12 protein-coding genes are annotated in these 18,118 nt (G+C 73.5%); 5 read left to right on the top strand and 7 right to left on the bottom strand.

Translation table 11 applies throughout. The features are described 5' to 3' along the window. Nucleotides 1-58 precede the first annotated feature (58 nt). From ACZ59A_RS16190 to ACZ59A_RS16180, 3 genes are all read right to left on the bottom strand, one after another. Complete coding sequence (locus tag ACZ59A_RS16190) at nucleotides 59-1,765, bottom strand: IlvD/Edd family dehydratase (protein ID WP_470958892.1); 1,707 nt, start codon at nucleotides 1,763-1,765, stop codon at nucleotides 59-61. 61 nt (nucleotides 1,766-1,826) lie between these two features. Further along, nucleotides 1,827-2,486 carry a response regulator gene (locus tag ACZ59A_RS16185; RefSeq protein ID WP_470958889.1) on the bottom strand — a complete coding sequence of 220 codons (660 nt, stop codon included), beginning with the start codon at nucleotides 2,484-2,486 and terminating at the stop codon, nucleotides 1,827-1,829. Next, complete coding sequence (locus ACZ59A_RS16180) at nucleotides 2,474-3,829, bottom strand: sensor histidine kinase (protein WP_470958886.1); 1,356 nt, start codon at nucleotides 3,827-3,829, stop codon at nucleotides 2,474-2,476. Before ACZ59A_RS16180 ends, ACZ59A_RS16185 begins: the two co-directional genes overlap by 13 nt. A 139-nt stretch (nucleotides 3,830-3,968) precedes the next feature. Between ACZ59A_RS16180 and ACZ59A_RS16175 the strand changes: the two genes are divergently transcribed. Genes ACZ59A_RS16175 through ACZ59A_RS16165 form a run of 3 tightly spaced genes read left to right on the top strand, consistent with a single transcriptional unit; the run spans nucleotide 3,969 to nucleotide 7,551 of the window. After that, nucleotides 3,969-4,256 (top strand): hypothetical protein, encoded by a 288-nt coding sequence (locus tag ACZ59A_RS16175; protein WP_470958883.1) that lies wholly within the window; start codon nucleotides 3,969-3,971, stop codon nucleotides 4,254-4,256. Then, the gene (locus tag ACZ59A_RS16170; protein ID WP_470958880.1) at nucleotides 4,253-5,017 is read left to right on the top strand and encodes an ABC transporter ATP-binding protein; all 765 of its coding nucleotides are present in this window, start codon (nucleotides 4,253-4,255) and stop codon (nucleotides 5,015-5,017) included. Before ACZ59A_RS16175 ends, ACZ59A_RS16170 begins: the two co-directional genes overlap by 4 nt. A 2-nt stretch (nucleotides 5,018-5,019) precedes the next feature. Continuing rightward, nucleotides 5,020-7,551, top strand: coding sequence for an FtsX-like permease family protein (locus ACZ59A_RS16165; RefSeq protein ID WP_470958878.1), 2,532 nt, complete (start codon nucleotides 5,020-5,022; stop codon nucleotides 7,549-7,551). A 24-nt stretch (nucleotides 7,552-7,575) separates the two neighbouring features. Here ACZ59A_RS16165 and ACZ59A_RS16160 read toward each other — a convergent pair whose 3' ends face one another. Together ACZ59A_RS16160 and ACZ59A_RS16155 are read right to left on the bottom strand one after the other, a co-directional pair. Then, nucleotides 7,576-8,298, bottom strand: a complete 723-nt coding sequence (locus tag ACZ59A_RS16160; protein WP_470958875.1) for a response regulator — start codon at nucleotides 8,296-8,298, stop codon at nucleotides 7,576-7,578. A gap of 63 nt (nucleotides 8,299-8,361) precedes the next feature. Further along, nucleotides 8,362-9,588: a sensor histidine kinase gene (locus ACZ59A_RS16155; RefSeq protein ID WP_470958872.1), complete on the bottom strand. Its 1,227-nt coding sequence runs from the start codon at nucleotides 9,586-9,588 to the stop codon at nucleotides 8,362-8,364. 156 nt (nucleotides 9,589-9,744) lie between these two features. Between ACZ59A_RS16155 and ACZ59A_RS16150 the strand changes: the two genes are divergently transcribed. Further along, nucleotides 9,745-12,240: an ABC transporter permease gene (locus ACZ59A_RS16150; protein WP_470958868.1), complete on the top strand. Its 2,496-nt coding sequence runs from the start codon at nucleotides 9,745-9,747 to the stop codon at nucleotides 12,238-12,240. A gap of 66 nt (nucleotides 12,241-12,306) precedes the next feature. Then, a complete protein-coding gene (locus ACZ59A_RS16145; RefSeq protein WP_470958865.1) occupies nucleotides 12,307-14,145 on the top strand; it encodes a glycoside hydrolase family 15 protein in 1,839 nt (612 codons plus the stop codon). 26 nt (nucleotides 14,146-14,171) lie between these two features. Here the strand turns inward: ACZ59A_RS16145 and ACZ59A_RS16140 are convergent, their stop codons facing one another. Further along, on the bottom strand, nucleotides 14,172-14,927 hold the full coding sequence (locus ACZ59A_RS16140; RefSeq protein WP_468045281.1) for an NPP1 family protein: 756 nt from the start codon (nucleotides 14,925-14,927) through the stop codon (nucleotides 14,172-14,174). Between the two features lie 84 nt (nucleotides 14,928-15,011). Further along, nucleotides 15,012-17,987, bottom strand: coding sequence for a SpoIIE family protein phosphatase (locus ACZ59A_RS16135; RefSeq protein WP_470958862.1), 2,976 nt, complete (start codon nucleotides 17,985-17,987; stop codon nucleotides 15,012-15,014). Between the last annotated feature and the right edge of the window lie 131 nt (nucleotides 17,988-18,118).

Here is an 18,118-nt window from a genome sequence, read left to right as displayed (position 1 = left end):
GAGGGTAAGCGGTGAACCTTTCCCGGGCCTGGGTCGTTCCTGTGATCCCGCTGTGTGCTCAATGCGATTCCCTGGCGACGAACGATCCGCGGGTGCCGGAGAGGAAGTCGAGGCCCGCGCCGCGGTCGGCCTGTTCGACATGGTCGCGGTAGATCTGCTCCCATCCGCCGGTGGCCGGTGGCGCGGCGGCGGTGACCGGTTGCCGGGCGGCGAGTTCCTCCTCCGGTACGTCCAGCCTCAACAGCCGCCGCTCGACGTCCAGTTCTATCCAGTCGCCGGTCCGCACCAGCCCCAGCGGTCCGCCCGCCGCCGACTCGGGCGCGATGTGCAGGACGACGGTGCCGAAGGCGGTTCCGCTCATCCGGGCGTCGCTGATCCGCACCATGTCCCGCACTCCGGACCGCAGCACGGCGGGCGGCAGGGGCATGTTCCCCACCTCGGGCATGCCGGGGTAGCCGCGCGGCCCGCAGCCGCGCAGGACCAGCACATCGGCCGCGTCGACAGCGAGTTCCGGGTCGTCGATCCGGGTCCGGAAGTCCTCGATGCCGTCGAACACCACGGCGCGGCCCCGGTGGCGCAGCAGCTCCGGTGTCGCGGCGGCGGGCTTGATGACGGCTCCGTCGGGGCAGAGGTTGCCGCGGAGCACGGCGAGCCCCGCGTGATGGGCGATCGGGTCCTCCGCGGTGCGGATGACGGTGAGATCGGCGCTGGACCGGCCGGACAGCTGCTCGGTCAGGGGGCGGCCGGTGATGGTGACGGCCGGTTCCAGCTGGTCCCTGATCTCCCCGAGGACGGCGTCCAGACCACCGGCGCGGTGGAAGTCCTCCATGAGGTGGGATCCGGCGGGCTGCACATCGGCGAGCAGGGGGATGCCGCGGCCCGCGCGGTCGATGTCGTCCAGGCCGAAGTCCGCCCCGACCCGGCGGGCGAGGGCCAGCAGATGGACGACCGCGTTGGTGGAGCCGCCGATGGCGGCCACCGCGCGCACCGCGTTCCGCAGCGCCTGGGCGGTCAGGACCGCGCTGGGCCGCAGGTCCTCGCGCACCATGTCGACGATGCGGTTGCCCGCCGCGTGGGACAGCTCCAGCAGTCGGCTGTCGGGCGCGGGGAGCCCCGCGTTGCCGGGCAGGGTCATGCCCAGCGCCTCGGCGGCGCACGCCATGGTGGACGCCGTGCCCATGGTGTTGCAGTGGCCCCGGCTGCGGATCATCGCCGACTCGGCCCGGCGCAGTTCGGAAGCGTCCATCCGGCCCGCCCGTACCTCCTCGCTCAGCTCCCAGACCCCGGTGCCGCAGCCCAGCGGGCGCCCCTTCCACGAGCCGTTCAGCATGGGGCCGCCGGTGACCATCAGGGTGGGCAGATCGACCGAAGCGGCCCCCAGGAGCAGGGACGGTACGGTCTTGTCGCAGCCGCCGAGCAGGATCACCCCGTCGACGGGGTTGGCCCGGATGAGTTCCTCGGTCACCATCGCGGCGAGGTCCCGGAAGAACATCGCGGTCGGGCGCAGCAGGGTCTCCCCCAGCGACGGCACCGGAAGCTCCAGCGGCACCCCGCCGGACTCCCACACCCCCCGCTTCACATGGTCGGCGATTTCGCGGAAGTGGCTGTTGCAGGGGGTGAGTTCGGACCAGGTGTTGCAGATGACGATCTGTGGGCGTCCGTCGAAGACGTGGTCGGGCAGTCCGCGCCGCATCCAGGCACGGTGGATGAACGCGTCGCGGGTCTCACCCTCGTACCAGTGCCGCGACCGATGCATGCCGCTCATACGAACCCTTCCGATCTCTCGACGATCCGTGCGGGGGAACGCTGCCCACCCCGGGCGGGTTTCAGGCCCGGCGGTGTGCGTCCTCCAGGTAGTGCAGCACGGCGGCCACGCGCCGGTCGGTGCGGTCGGTGGGGGCCAGTCCGAGCTTGGCGAAGATGCTACGGATGTGTTTGTGGACGGCGCCCTCGGTGACGACGAGCCGCTCGGCGATGGCGGTGTTGCCGAGCCCTTCGGCCATCAGCGCCAGGACGTCGCGTTCGCGGGGGCTGAGCCGGTCCAGCCGGGTGTCGGGCCGGGTGCGGGCGAAGAGCTGGGCGACGACCTCGGGGTCGATGGCGGTGCCGCCGTCCGCCACCCGGTGCAGCGCGGTCAGGAACTCCTCGACCCGGCCGACCCGCTCCTTGAGCAGGTAGCCGAGCCGGGCGCTGCCGTCGGCGAGCAGGTCGGTGGCGAAAGCCTGCTCGACGTAGGCGGACAGTACGAGGACGGCCAGGCCGGGGCGGCGGCGCCGGGCCTCCACGGCCGCGACGATCCCCTCGTCGGTGTGGGTCGGGGGCATCCGGACGTCCACGATGGCGATGTCGGGTGTGTGGGCCGCGACGGCGTCGAGGAATCCTTCGGGGGTGCCGGTGGTGGCCACGACGTCCAGGGCTTCCGCACGCAGCAGCAGGGCGAGCCCTTCGCGCAGCAGCGGATCGTCCTCGGCGATCACAATCCGCATGGCAGGCTTACCTCCAGGGTCGTGGGCCCACCTGGTGGGCTGGTCAGGACGAGGGTCCCGTCGTGTGCCGCGGTGCGGCGGCGGATGCCCACGAGCCCGGATCCGCCGTGTTCCTCCGCTCCCCCGCGGCCGTCGTCGGTGATGCGCAAGTGCAGTCGGCCGTCGTGGCCGCGGAGGGTGACGGTGACGTGGCGGGCGTGGCTGTGCCGGGCCACGTTGGTGAGCGCCTCGGCCACCACGAAGTAGGCGGTGGCCTCGACGGACGCGGCACACCGGCCGGGTACGTCGGCGTCGATCCGGCAGGGCACCGGGGAGTCGGCGGCCAGACCGGCGAGCGCGTCGGTCAGGCTCCGGTCGGCGAGCACCGGCGGCAGGATGCTCCGGACGACGCCGCGGAGTTCGGCGAGCGCCTGCTCGGCGGCGCTCTGGGCCTGTTCGAGGATGGCGTCGGCGCGGGACGGATCACGGGCCACGGCGCGGCGGGCCGCGCCGAGCAGGACGGTGACGGCGACCATGCGGTTCTGCGTCCCGTCGTGCAGCGACCGCTCGATCCGCCGCAGTTCGGTGGCGTGCGCGTCCAGCGCGGCGGCCCGGGTGGCGGTGAGCTGGGCGACGCGCAGCGCGAGGTCGGTCCCCGCCCCGGGTGTGAGCAGCCGCCGTCCCGGCCACGCCTGGAGCCACGCCATGCTCGGCGCCACGCCCACGATGACGGCGATCCAGCCGAGACCCATCAGGCTGACCGCGAAGGCGCCGGGCCAGTCGTGCACGGTCCACAGCGGGATGGGGGACGGGGTGGCCGCCTCCGGCGGCACCAGCTTCCACCACACCGGGAACGTGGCGTCGGTCGCCGCGCTGAGCGGCAGCGTCAGGCCGGTCAGCGCGAGCAGCAGCCCGAGGGTGGCGTGTCCGGCCAGCCAGCGCAGCTCCCGCCGGGTGGCGGGATCCGCGAGAGCGGCGCGCAGCCGGACGGGGGCCGGGCCCGGGCCGATGATCTCCGGGCCCCATCGGGACAGCCGGGCGCGCTCCCGGTTGGCGACGGCCCGCAGCCCGCGCAGTGCGGTGGGCACCAGCAACAGCCCCACCCCGACGAGGCACGCGAGCGCGGTGGCCATCAGCCACACCAGCATGACCACGGCCAGGATCGCGGTGCCGAACCCGCCGACGAGGTGTTCGAAGGCGTCCAGAGCGGTCCGGGCGCGGGCGAACGCGTCCCACGGGCGGGTGGGTCCGGGGGCCGCCGGAGTGGCGTCGTGTCCCGGGGGCGCCGGAGTGGCGTCGCGTCCCGGGGGCGCCGGAGTGGCGTCGCGTCCCGGGACCGCCGGACTGGCGTCGCGCGTGTCCATCCCCACCTCCTTGGACCGCGACAATAGGGCACCCCGTGAGATGCCGTCACCTCTCCCCGGGGCGGGGTACAGCCTGCTGTACCCCGGGTCTCCGGCTGGCCGGATCGCCGCCGGAGGCGCCGGTTCGTAGCGTCGTCGCATGCCCAACGCCCCGACGTACGAGGAGCCTTACGTGACGGATCCCTACCGCGGTTTCGCGGCCCCGCGGACACCAGGGCCCGGGCGGCCCGACGGCGGCGACGGGGGCGGGGGCGGGGTCGTCCGTCCCGTGCTGTGGCTGCTGCTGGTGACCTTCGCGGTCGGCAACATCGTGACGTCGTCCATCGGCGGTCTCAGCGTGTTCGTCGGCATCGGCTTCGGCCTGGCCACCCTGGCGTGTGCCGTCGCGCTCACCGTCCACCACCGCAGGCATCGGCGGCGGTCATGAGGCTCTTCCGCACCCAGGACCACGAACCCCTGACGGCCCGTCCCGCACCGGCGGTCGAGCTGGCCGGTGTCACCAAGACCTACCCCGGCGGCGTCCGCGCCCTGGACGAGGTGTCGCTGACCGTGGAACGCGGCACGTTCGTCGCCGTGATGGGGCCCTCGGGCTCCGGCAAGAGCACCCTGATGCACTGCGCCGCGGGGCTGGACTCGCCGACCGGCGGACGGGCCTTCATCGACGGTACGGAGATCGGCGGGCTGGACGAGGCCCGCCGCACCGAGCTGCGCCGACGCTCCGTGGGCTTCGTCTTCCAGTCCTACAACCTGGTGCCGTCGCTGACCGTCGAGGACAACATCCTGCTGCCGCTGCGGCTGGCCGGTGAGAAGCCCGACCGGGCGTGGGTGAGCGGACTGATCGAGCGGGTCGGGATCGCGGGACGCCTCGCGCACCGCCCGGCCGAACTCTCCGGCGGCCAGCAGCAACGCGCCGCTATAGCAAGGGCGTTGGTGTCCCGGCCCGCGGTGGTGTTCGCCGACGAGCCGACGGGCGCGCTGGATCTGCGGACCGCCCGTGAGGTGCTGGGGCTGCTGCGCGATCTGGTGGACGGCCTCGGCCAGACGGTGGTGATGGTCACCCACGACCCGGCCGCCGCCGCGCGGGCGGACCTCACGACGGTCATGGCCGACGGGCGGGTCGTCGAAACGCTGAAGGCGCCCACCGCCGCCGAGCTGGCCCAGTGCGTGGCCACGCTGGAAACGGAGTGACGATGCTGTATCTCGCGTGGCACATGGTGCGCCGCAGGATCGCCGCGCTGCTGGCCGTCACGTGCGCGACGCTGGGCGGCGCGGCGATGGTCACCGGCATCGGTGTGCTGGCCGAATCGGGATGGCGTTCGCACGCCCCGGTCGAGCGGCTGGCCGGTGCCGATGTCGTGGTGTCCGGCCGCCAGACCTTCCACCCGGCCGGGGCACCCCTGACGATCGCGCTGCCGGAGCGGGCCAGGGTGCCCGCCGGTCTCGTCGGCCGGGTGGCGAAGCTCCCCGGCGTGGCCGGCGCGGTCGGCGACCGGAGCTTCCCCGCCGCCGTCGTCACCCGGGACGGCGAGGCCGTACCGGCGGCCGATCCGGGGGTCACCGGACACGGCTGGTCCTCGACCGCGCTGCTGGCGCGGCCCCGTATCACCGGCACGCCCCCGGCCGGTGCGCACGATGTGTCGCTGGACCGACGCACCGCCGCGGCCGCGGGCGCGCGGCCCGGCGACCGCGTCATGGTGACCGCCGCGGGGCGCTCTGCGCGCTACCGGGTCTCGGCCGTGGTCGGCACCGCCGGAAGCGGTCTGTGGTTCGCCGACGCCACGGCGGCGCGGCTGACCGGCCACGGCTCCCGCGCCGACAGCGTCGATCTCATCGCGGTACGCGCCGAACCGGGCGCCGCTGCCGCGGTCGCCACCGAGGTCCGCCATGCCCTGCGGGACAGCGGGCTGACCGTGTCCACCGGGGCGGCCCGCGGCGATGCCGAGGCGCCCGGCACGGCCGCCGCCCGCTCATCGCTGCCCACCCTGGCGGCGTCGCTGGCCGGGATCACCCTGCTGGTCGTCGGATTCATCGTGGGCGGCGCGCTGTCGGTGTCGATCGCGGCCCAGCGGCGGGAACTGGCCCTGATGCGCGCCGTCGGCGCGACACCGCGGCAGATCCGCCGCCTCGCCGGGGCCCAGGCCGCCATCGTCGCGGTCACCGCGGCCGTGCCCGGCGCCGCCCTCGGCTATCCGCTGGCCGAACAGTTCCGGCGGTTGCTGGTCTCCCACGGGATGCTCCCGGACGCGCTGCCGCTGACCCTCGGCCCGCTTCCCGCGATCGCGGCCGTGCTGCTGCTCGCCGCCGTCGTAGGGGTGGCGGCCCAGTGCGCCGCGTGGCGTACCTCGCGCCGACCGGCCACCGAGGCGGTGGCCGAGTCGCGCAGCGAACCCCGCACCCCCTCGAAGGTGCGCGCCCAGGCCGGTCTGGCGCTGATCGTCGCGGGCACCGGCGCCTCGGTCACTCCCCTGCTGGCCCGGTCGCAGGCCGGGGCGGCGGCCACCGCGCTGGCCGGTCTCATCGCGGCGATCGGGCTCGCCCTGGCCGGTCCCGCCCTGGTCCGCGGCGTCGGTCGGCTGCTGGAGCGGAAGCTCCCGGCGCGGGCCTCGGCACCGACCTGGCTGGCCGTGGCCAACAGCCATGGATACGCGCTGCGTTCCGCGGCGGCCATCAGCACCCTGGCGATGGCCGTGGTGTTCACCCTCACCTACACCCTGACCCAGACCACGGTGATGGCGGCCACGTCCGCCGACCTCCGCGACGCCAACCGGGCGCAGCTCGGCGTGAGCGCGCCCGGACTGGGCGGCGTACCCGGCGATGTGGTTCCCGCGCTGCGGAACACTCCTGGTGTGCGGGCGGCGGCGCCGGTCACCTCGACCACCGTCCTGTGGACGTATCGGATGCTGGGGGAAGAGGAGACGGAGAGCAGTTCGGCGCTGGTGCTGACGCCGGAGGCGCCGGGCGTCCTCGACCTGGACGTGCGTGACGGCAGTCTGGCGGGGCTCACGGGCGCCACCGTCGCCGTCGGCACCGATGTCGCCAGGTCGCGCGACGCGCACGTGGGCGCCACGGTGGACCTGATGCTGGGCGACGGCGCCCGGGTCACCGCCCGGGTGGTCGCCACGTACGCGCGCGACCTCGGCTTCGGCCCGGTGGTGCTCTCCAGGGACCTGGCCGCCGGGCACACCACGGCCGGTCTCGACCAGAGCGTGCTGATCCGCACCGACGGCACCGAGGGGGCCCGGCACCAGGTGGCCGGGCTGGCCGCGGACCGGCCGGGCCTGGCCCTGGACGACGAAGGGCCCGGGCTCGGGGGCGTCGGCGGCACCGCGCCCGAGTTGTGGATCAACATCGCGGTGCTCGCCGTGCTGCTCGGCTACCTTCTGCTGGGGATCGCCAACAAGCTGATCGCCACCACCACCCAGCGGCGCACCGAGTTGGCCGCGCTCCGGCTGATCGGCGCCACACCGCGCCAGATCCGGGCGATGATGCGGCGCGAGGCGGCGCTGATGTCCGGGCTGGCGCTCGTTACGGGGCTGGTGCTGTCCGTCGTCCCCCTGGCGCTGCTGTCCGCCGGTTTCCTGCACCGCCCCTGGCCCGCGGGTCCGCCGTGGCTGGCGCCGGTCGTCGCGGTCGTGGTGGCGGGCATCGCGTTCCTCGGCGTCGAGCTGCCCACCCGTCAGGCGCTGCGCACCCCGCCCGCGCAGGCGCTCGCCCGCGCCTGACCGGCCCCGTCGGGTCGGGCCGGGTCACTCCGAGTCGCTCTGGCAGATCCCGTTCTCCCAGGCCCAGGCGGCGATTTCGACGCGGTTGCGGGCGGCGAGCTTGCGCTGCACGTTGCCGAGGTGGGTCTTGACCGTGGACAGGGTGACGTAGAGGTCGGCGGCCACCTCCTCGTTGGTACGGCCCCGGGCCACCCGGCGTACGACGTCGAGTTCGCGCTGGGTCAGCGGCTCGGTCAGCGCGTCCGGCCCGCCTTCCCGTGCCGTACGGTCCGGCCGGGCCTCGGGGCGCGCGGCCTCGGCGCGGGCGGGGCCGCGGCGGTCGGGGGCCATCTGCGCGAGGAGGCGGACGGTCACCGAGGGGGAGATCAGCGAGTTGCCCGCCGCCGCGGCCCGCACCGCCTCGGTGAGCAGCCCGGGGGCGCCGTCCTTGAGGAGAAAGCCGCACGCGCCGTTGCGCAGCGCCCGGTAGACGTATTCGTCGAGGTCGAAGGTGGTGGCGATGAGAACGTTCAGCGGGTCGGGAACGCCGGGTCCAGCGAGCAGCCGGGTGGCCTCCAGACCGTCCAGCCGGGGCATGCGGATGTCCAGGAGACAGACGTCGGGGCGCAGTTCGCGGGCGCGCTCGACCGCCTCGGTGCCGTCCGCCGCCTGGGCGACCACCCGCATGTCCGGCTGGGAGTCGATGATCATGCGGAACGCGCCGCGGACCATCTCCTGGTCGTCGGCGAGAAGCACCCGGATCGTCATACCCGACATGATCGCAGGCGCCCCGGCCCCTCGGTTCCGAGACCTACGGGGCGGTCCCGAGACCTACGGGGCGTCCAGCGGCAGGGCGGCCAGGACGTGCCAGCCGCCGCCGTCGCCCGGTCCGGCGGTGAGACGGCCACCGGCCCCCTCGATCCGCTCGGTCAGCCCGACCAGACCGTAGCCGCCCCCGTTCCACGCGCCGCCCGCCCCCGCGCCGCCTACCTCCGTGCCGCCCGCCTCCGCGCGAACGGCCGGTGCGCCGCCTCGGCCGTCGTCGGCCACCGACACCTCCAGTTCCTCCGGCAAGCCGGGGCGCAGCGTAACCCGCACCTCGACCCGGCCCGCTCCGGCGGCGTGCTTACGGGCGTTGGTCAGGGACTCCTGCACCACGCGGTGGACCGCGGTGGTGATCTCGGGCGGCAGCGGGCGGTCGGCCAGCCGCGGGTCGAGGGTCAGTTCGGCGGAGGGGCCCGCCGTGGAGAAGTCCCGGATGAGGCCGTGCAGTCCGGTCAGGCCGCCGGTGGGGCTGGTGGCGGCGGGTGCGGAGGGGTCCCGCAGGCTGGAGACCATGGCGCGCATCGACCCGAGCGCCTGCGATCCGGCCCGCTCGATATGGCCGAGCATCTGGTCGAGGTCCTCCGGGGACTGGGTGTGACCGGCCGCGGCGGTGAAGCGCGCGGCCTTCGCCTGGGCGACGATCGCGGTGACGTGGTGCGCCACGAAGTCATGCAACTCCCGTGCGTGTTCGAGGCGTTGGATCTGGAGCATGGCCTCGCGCTGCCGGGCCCGCAGCGCGTCGTACAGCCGCAGGCACAGCCCCAGCACCACCATGAACGGCACACCGCAGGCCCCGATCAGGGCGAGCACGCTGTTGATGTGGTCGCCCCGCTCGGCGATCCGCAGCGGAAGGACGACCGCGGCGAGGGCCGGGAGCGCGGAGAGCACGACGGCCATCAGCGGGGAACAGCGCCGCACGGCGCGGGTGATGAGCCACAGCAGGACGCCCAGCTCCATGAGCCCGGGGGTGTTCTCGGGCCGCCGGGACAGCCCCGATTCCACCAGGGTCAGCGCGCAGGAGAAGGCCGCGGCGAACACGGCGCACCGGGCGAAGAGGCGTAGTGGCACGGCCAGAGCGGCCAGGCACAGCGTGCCGGACACCGTCGCCGCCAACGCCACCCCGAGATAAGGGGCGTTCAGCCCCTCCAGGGCCACGAGGACGACCGACACGGCGCCGACCAGGCACAGCTGCATTTGCCGGAGGCGGGAACGGGCCCGGAACTCGGTGATCATGGCAGTTCACGGTACGGCCGCGCCGCCCGCGCCGCATCGGCCGTTCGGCCGAGGGAGGCGCGCGGCCCGTTTCGGTCATCCGGTGGATCCGCCGCCCCGTACCGCGCCAGGAGGATCGGGCCCACCGTACGACCGACCCGATTCCGAAGGCCGCCGATGCTCCGCACCGCACTGCGCACCCTCCGCTCCCACCGGCTCCGCTTCGCCATGCCCGCCCTCGCCGTTCTGCTCGGTGTGGCGTTCGTGACCGGCTCGCTGCTCTACGGCGACTCGGTGAAGGCGGCCGTCGCCCGGGCACAGACCCACTCCCAGCCCGATATGTCGGTGAAGGTCGAACCGGACACCCCCGACCACGCCTCCCGGCTCGACGGCAACGTGCTGCGCCGGTTGCGGCAGCTGCCCTCGGCGGCCGAGGCCCGTGGTGTGCTGGAGGGCGGTGCCTTCGTCGCGGGCTCCGACGGCACGTTGGTGGGCGACCTGTCGCAGGCCGCGGGCGTCAACTACGTCCCCGGCGACCGTGGCGAGGACGCCCGCTATCCGCTCGCCGCGGGCCGTGGCCCCCGTACCTCCGGGGAGATCGCCATGGACCGGCGGACCGCCGAGCGGGCCGGGTACCGGGTGGGTGACCGGGCGCGCGTCGTGGTGGGCGGCACGGCCCGGAGCGCCCGGCTGGTCGGGGTCTTCACCGCCCGGGACAGCAGGGTGGACGCGGGCGGCACGCTCACCGCCTTCGACGCCGCCACCGCCGCGCGATACTTCGCGCCCGCCCTGGGCAGCTACTCAGCGATCACCCTGACCGCCGCCGACCACACTTCGGACGCCCAACTCGCCCAAGCTGCGGAGAAGTCGCTGCCATCCGGTGTCGAGGCGGCCACCCGGGCGGAGCTGGAGTCCGCGGACACCGCAGGCGGGGACGGCGACAAGCTGACGTCGCTGCTGCTGAGCTTCGCCGGGGTCGCCCTGTTCGTCTCCACCTTCCTGGTGGCCAACACCTTCACCATGCTCAGTGCCACCCGCGCCCGGGAACACGCGCTGCTGCGGGCCGTCGGCGCCCCCCGGGGCCATGTGATGCGCATGGTGCTGACGGAAGCCGCCCTGGTCGGAACGGCCGCCTCGATCGCCGGATACGCGCTGGGCACCGGCGTCGCGAAGCTGCTGGGCACCCTGTTCGGCGTCACCGGAGGACCGGCCGCCCCGCTGAAGCTGCTGTCCGCCACTCCCCTCGTCGCGGCGTTCGCGGTCGGCATCGGCGTCACCGTCCTGTCGGCCTGGCTTCCGGCCCGCCGCGCGGCGGGGGTGCCGCCGGTGGCGGCGCTGCGCACGGTCGAGCCCTCGACGGCCGCCTCGCTGCGCCGTCGCAACCTCGTCGGCGTGGCCGTCACGGTGTGCGGTGCGCTGCTGCTGGGTGCCGCCCTCGGCGATACGAACGTCCTCTTCGGCGCCGTACCCGTCCTCCTCGTCGGCCTGATCATCCTCACTCCGCTGCTCGCCCTGGGCGTCACCGCGCTGCTGCGCTCCCCGCTGACCCGGCTGGCGGGCATCCGCGGCAAGCTCGCCATGGAGAACGCCCGCCGCAACCCACGGCGTACGGCGGCCACCGCGACCACCCTCATGGTCGGTCTCGCCATGGTCACCGCGGTCACGGTGGCCGTGACCTCGGTGAATCGCCTGGAGGAGCAGGAGGTCGACGATTCCATGACCTCGGACCTGCGCATCACGGCCGTCGACTTCGCGGAGGTCGGCGAGGACACCGCCGCGCGGGTGGCACGGCTCGCCGACGCGGAGGCCGTCACCCCGCTCACGCGGACCTACTTCGACCTGCCCGGCGAGACCCTCTCGGTCACCGCCGTCGATCCCGCCACGGTGGAACGGCTGGCGCCGGTCACCCTCCGGGAGGGCTCGCTGGACCGTCTCGGCCGGGGCATCGCCATCACCGAGGAGCTGGCGGCCGAGCACGGCTGGCGGGTCGGCTCCCGCGTCGGCGGCGCCTTCACCGGCACGGACGAGCGGACCAGCCTGCCCGTGGTGGCGGTCTACGACGCCCCGGACAGCCTGACGCCCGCCCTGGTGTCCGACCGGTCCCTGCCGCGCCCGGCCGGCGCCGAAGACCGGCCCTTCATCGCATCGGTCCTGGTCAAGGCCGCGCCCGGCCGTACGGCCGCGCTCCAGCGGGAGATCCGGCGCGCCCTGGACAACCCCGCGCTCCTGGTGGAGGACCGCGCCGACGCACGGGCGGCGGCCACCGCGCGGACGGCCCCGTTCCTGAACATCATGTACGCCATGCTCAGCGTCACCGTGCTGATCGGCGCCCTCGGAGTGGTGAACACCATGGGCATGGCCGTCTTCGAACGTGTCCGGGAGATCGGCATGCTCCGCGCCATCGGGCTGGACCGCCGGGGCGTCGCCTCCGTCCTGCGCATCGAATCGGTGGCCATCTCCCTCCTCGGCTCCGGGCTCGGCGTCGCCGTCGGCAGCCTCATCGGCGCGGCGGCCGTGCTCGGCGAGGAGGGTGTTCCCCTGGTCATCCCGTGGGGCAGGACGGCCCTCTTCTTCGTGGCGGCCGCCGCGATCGGTGTGCTCGCCTCCCTGTGGCCGGGGCGGCAGGCCGCGCGGGTGCCGATGCTGAAGGCCATCGCCACGGACGGCCAATGACGACCGCGCCGTACGGACGTATCCTGAAATCCGAGGTAACCGCGACTGGTGAGCGCGGGAGGTGCGATGACCGTCGCCGAGAGCCTTCGCCCCTGCAAGGCGGACACGCCCCGGTATCTGCCCATCGCGGAGCACGGCCTGATCGGCGATCTGCGGACGGCCGCGCTCGTCGGCACGAACGGCACGATCGACTGGTACTGCCCCACCCGGTTCGACGCGCCCAGCGTGTTCGCGTCGATCCTGGACGCCGACCGCGGCGGTGCGTTCGAGCTGGCCCCCGACGCGCCCGCCCGGGCGAAGCAGTTCTACTTCCCCGACACCAACATCCTCATCACCCGCTTCTTCGCGGACGACGGTGTCGCCGAGGTCCAGGACTTCATGCCGGTGGAGGACGACTCCCGCGAGGCCGACCGGCACCGGCTGATCCGCCGGGTGCTGTGCGTCCGCGGTTCGCTGCCGTTCACCGCGCGGGTCGCGCCGCGCTTCGACTACGGGCGGCAGTCGCACACCGTCAGCGTCCGGCAGGGCGGCCTCACGGTGTTCGACTCCCCGGATCTGTCCCTCGCGCTGACGTCCAGCGTCACGGTGGAGACCGACGGCCTCGACGCGGTGTCCTCGTTCAAGCTGGTCGAGGGCGAGGCCGCGGTCTTCGCGCTCGACCGGATCGGCGGCCCGGTGCGGCCGCGGCCGTGTCCGCTGGCCGAGGCGGAGCAGCTGTTCAACGCCACGGTGCGGTACTGGCGCCACTGGCTCTCGCAGTCCCGCTACCGCGGGCGGTGGCGGGAGATGGTGCACCGCTCGGCGCTCACCCTCAAGCTCCTCACCTACGCCCCGACCGGGGCCATCGTGGCGGCGCCGACGGCCAGCCTGCCCGAGCAGATCGGCGGGGAACGCAACTGGGACTACCGGTACGTCTGGATCCGCGACGCCGCGTTCTGCATCTACGCACTGCTACGGCTCGGTTTCACCGACGAGGCCGAGGCGTTCGTGCGTTTCCTGTCCGAGGACATCCGGCTGCGGGACGGCCCCGGCGGGCCGTTGCAGATCATGTACGGCATCGACGGCCGCAGCGAACTCACCGAGCAGGAACTCCCCCATCTGGAGGGCCATCTGGGCTCGTCCCCGGTCCGCTCCGGCAACGGGGCCGTCGACCAGCTGCAACTGGACATCTACGGCGCGCTGGTGGACTCCCTCTACCTCTACGACAAGTGGGGAAAGCCACTGGCCAGCGACCACTGGGACACCGTCTGCGAACTGGTCGACTGGGTCTGTGAGCACTGGGACCAGCCGGACATGAGCGTCTGGGAGACCCGCGCCGGGCCCCAGTGCTTCCTGTACTCGCGGCTGATGTGCTGGGTCGCGATCGAGCGGGCGATCCGCATCGCCACCCACCGCGGCCTGCCCGCGAACATGCCCCGCTGGTCGCGGACCCGCGACCAGATCTACCGCCGGATCATGCGGCACGGCTGGTCCCCGCGGCGGCAGGCGTTCGTGCAGCACGAGGGCGACGACGTACTCGACGCCTCCGTGCTGATGATGCCGCTGGCCAAGTTCATCTCGCCCGCCGACCCCAAGTGGCTGTCCACGCTGGACGCGCTGGGCGAGGACCTGGTGTCCGACTCGCTGGTCTACCGCTACGACCCCCAGGCCAGCCCGGACGGGCTGCGCGGCGAAGAGGGCACCTTCTCGATCTGCTCGTTCTGGTACGTCGAGGCGCTGTCCCGGGCCGGACGGCTGGACGAGGCGCGGCTCGCGTTCGAGAAGATGCTGACGTACGCCAACCACTGCGGGCTGTACGCGGAGGAGATCGGCCGCACCGGTGAGCAGATCGGCAACTTCCCGCAGGCGTTCACCCATCTCGCGCTCATCAGCGCCGCGTTCAACCTCGACCGTGCCCTGGGCTGACCTGGGGGCAGTCGGGTGGCGAAGGCTCAGGCGCTGGGGTCGAAGGGGATGCCCGACGGCTTGGCCTTCTGCAGGTGGGCGGCGAAGTTGCCGTCCTTGAGGCCGAAGACGGCGCTGCCGAAATCGGCCTGGCTCAGCTTGTCGCGCAGGCCCGCGGGGTAGCCGTTCCAGCCGACCAGGGTGGGGAACTGCCACGTGTGGTGGTCGTTCTCGGGCGGTTCGTCATTGGTGTTCGCGGGGCGGAACGCGTGGGTGCTCAGTCCGTCCTTGTGGTAGACGATCTTCGGGTGGTTTCCGTCCCACCGGATCTTGTCGGGGGTGTAGGTGGTGAATCCGCCGTGGGCGGAGGTGGAGACGTACTTGGCCTGGTTGTCCTGCACCCAGACCACGACGTGTTCCCAGTCGTGGCGGTGTCCGCCGACCGACGCCTGGTCCTTCTCGAAGTAGAGGCCGTACATGACCGCGCACCAGCCGTTGTTGCACTTGGAGCGCGCGTAACCGTTGGTGTTGTCGAGGTCCGGGGCGTCGTGGCACTGGCCGTTGGGCGCCCCGGACGGGTTGAGCCCGCCGTTCAGCGTGCCGTCAGGGCCGATGGCGGGGGTGGGATAGCAGCCGTCCGTGTCGTAGTCGTAGGCGGGCTGGAACGTCTGCTCCAGCGCCTCCGCGTTGCCGGGCAGGGCCTTCGGCGGGTCCGCGAGAGCGGTTCCGGGCAGGGCGACGACCAGACCGATGGCACTGCCGAGGATGAACGAGACCTTGCGGATGCGCGAACTTCTGCGCACTGCGTCCTCCTGGTTGACCTCGTGACGCACAGGCGAAAATGTCAACCAGGAGACTACGTCAACTGCCCTCCGTGGAGCAGCCGTTCAGGGTCGCTGGGGCGGGATGGGCTGTTCCGTCCAGATGCACTTGCCGTCGGCGGTGTAGCGCGTCCCCCAGCGCTGGGAGAGCGCGGCGACCAGTTGCAGGCCGCGGCCGCCCTCGTCCATTTCGGCGGCCCGGCGGATCCGGGGTGTCGTGGCGCTGCCGTCCGACACCTCGCAGATGAGCGACCGGCCGCGGAGCAGGCGCAGTTGGACGGGCCCCCTCGCATGCCGGACGACGTTGCCCACCAACTCGCTGACCAGGAGTTCGGTGGTCATGACCAGTTCGTCGAGATGCCACTCGCGCAGCTGGCCGCGGACGTGGTCGCGCGCGAGGGAGGCCGCCACCGGCTCGTCGGGGAGCCGCCAGACGGCGATGTTCCCGGGGGCGGTGCGGTGCAGGCGGGCGACGAGCACGGCGGTGTCGTCGGCGGTGAGCTGCTGGGCGGGCAGCATGGTGTCGATGAGGGTGTCGCAGAGCCGGTCGAGCCGTCTGCGGTCCTCGCGGTGGTCCTCGCCCGGGCCGCAGGCCGGGGGCGGACGGCCGGGGACCGCGAGGCGCCGTCCGAGGTCGGTGGTGAAGACCCGGGAGCACTCGGCGATGCCCACGTCGATGTCGCGGCTGGCCGACTCGACCAGGCCGTCGGTGTACAGCATCAGCAGGCTGTGGCCGGGCAGCCGCAGCTCGAAGGTGCTGAACGGGGGTTCGGCGGCGCCCAGGGGCGGGTCGGGCTCGATGTCCAGGCACTCCACGGTGCCGTCGGGGCGCACCAGGAGCGGCGGGGGATGACCGGCGCGGGCCATGGAGCAGACCCCGGAGACCGGGTCGTAGACGGCGTACAGGCAGGTGGCGAAGGAGTCGTCGCCGAGGTCGCTGACGATGTCGTTGAGGTGGGCGAGGACCTCCTCGGGCGGCAGCTCCAGGTTGGCCAGCGTGTGCACGGCGGTGCGCAGGCGCCCCATGGTGGCGGCCTCGGCCAGCCCGTGGCCCATCACATCGCCGATGACGAGCGCCACCCGCTCCGCGGACAGCGGGATGATGTCGTACCAGTCGCCGCCGACCTCCGTACCGCTGCTGGCGGGCAGATACCGTACGGCCGCGGTGACGGCGGACGGCGTGGGCAGGTCCTGGGGCAGCAGTCCGCGCTGGAGCGCCTGGGCGCGGGCGTGCTCCGCGTCGTAGAGCCGTGCCCTGGCCAGGGCGTGGGCGACCATGCCGCTGAGGGCGGTCAGCAGCGTGCGGTCGTCGGCGGAGAAGCGGCGGGGTTCGGCGAAGGCGACGACGCATACGCCGTTGGGCTCGCCGGAGGCGGTCAGGGGCAGGATGGCCCAGGCGTTCTTCTCCGCGAGGGCCGGGTAGTCGGCGAGGCTGGGAGCCAGCTCGACATACTCCGTGGCCGAGGCGATGAAGCGGGGGTGACGGGCGGCGATCACATCGTGGAGCAGGGGGTGGCCTTCGGCCACCTGAATGCCGTCGATCTTGCGCAGGAACGTCTGCGGATAGCCGACCGCCCCGACCACGTGCAACCGCTCGCTCTCCAGCACCTGGATCAGCAGACCCGAGGCGCCGAACGGGGACAGCATGTGGGCGGCGGCCACGTCGACGACGTCGTGGGTGGTCACCGCCTCGGCGAGCGCGCTGGTCAGCCCGCGGATCCGCACCGCCTGCTCGGCGGCGGACCGTTCGTCCGCCTCGCGCCGCGCCGCCCGGTTGCGGGTGTCGGTGACATCGGTGAGGTAGGCGGTCAGCCCGTCGGGCCCGGGGACCAGCCGTATGTGGTACCAGCGGCTGTCGGTGGGCCACTGGATGTCGAACCCCACCGGTGTGCCGTCGAGCGCGGCGTGGCGGCAGCGGGCCTCCAGGTCGGGGACCAGGCCCGCGGGGCCGTCCCAGAGCGGCCCGCCCAGCACGTCCACGGACGGGCCGACGAGGCGCTCGGCCTCGACGTTGAGGAAGGTGATCCGCCACTCCCGGTTCACCGCCAGGAACGCGTCGCTCATGAAGCGCAGCGCCTGTCCCACGGATTCCCGCGCGATGCGGCTCTCGGTGGTGTCCCACACCCGGCCGATCATGCGGACGGGCGCGCCGTGCCCGTCGAGCGCCAGATGGGCGCGGCTCTGGACCCAGCCGGTGGTGCCGTCCGGGCGGCACACCCGGTACTCGGCCTCGTACACACCGTGCCCGTGCAGCGCCTCCTGCGTGGCGGCCATGACCCGCGGCACGTCCTCGGGGTGGATCATGCCGACCCAGCTTTCGATGCGGCGCTCGTAGTCCTCCGGTATGCCCAGAAGGCGCAGCCCCGCCGCGTCCCAGACCATCTCGCCGGTGCGGATGTCCCACTCCCAGGACCCGACCCTGGCCGCCACCAGGGCCTGCCGGAGCCCGGAGCCGACCGGCTGCTCCTGCCACCACGGATGGGCGCCCGCCGCGGGAGCGGGCCGCGACAGCCGCCCGGAGGCCCAGCGGGCCAGCTCCAGCAGGAAGTCGCGCTGCTCCGCGGTGGGCGCGCCGGGCCCGGTGAACACCGACAGCGCGCCGACGGGGGCGTCCTCGCCGAAGAGGGGGACGGCGGCCACCATGGTCGCCTCGGGCAGCCTGCCGTGTGTGCGCGTGCGGACACGCACGGCGTCCGGGCGGCGCGCGTCCGGAACACGCCGGTCGGCGGCGGGCATCCAGACGAACGCGCCGTCCTGTACGGCTCGGGCGGGAGCGAGCGCCGGATCGTCCTCCCGGATCTCCTCCCACTCCTGGAGCGCGGACCGGGGCAGCCCGCCGACGAGCACCAGACGGAGTTCCTGGCTGCCCGCGGGGCCGCACGACCAGTGCACCGCTCCGGCGATACCGCCCAGCTCGGACACCGCCTGCGCCAGCGCGTACTCCATCACCTCGCGGTCCGTGAGCTGGACTCCGACCGCCGAGAGCAAGGGAAGCCGCTCGTCGCACCAGGTGCGTACCCGACCAGCCGGATCCATCGACATATCGCCATATACCCTAAGGTGTGCCCGCGGAGCAATCGAGGGTCATGGAGCGATCTGTCGAATTCTTAGCGCCCGGTCGGCCATGCCGAACGCCCGGTCGGCGGTTCACAGAGCGGACCGGCTGCCTGGTG

The organism is Streptomyces sp. NPDC040405 (assembly GCF_055595765.1).
Note: the sequence above shows the minus strand (reverse complement) of the source record. Positions and strands in the feature narration are given on the sequence as shown.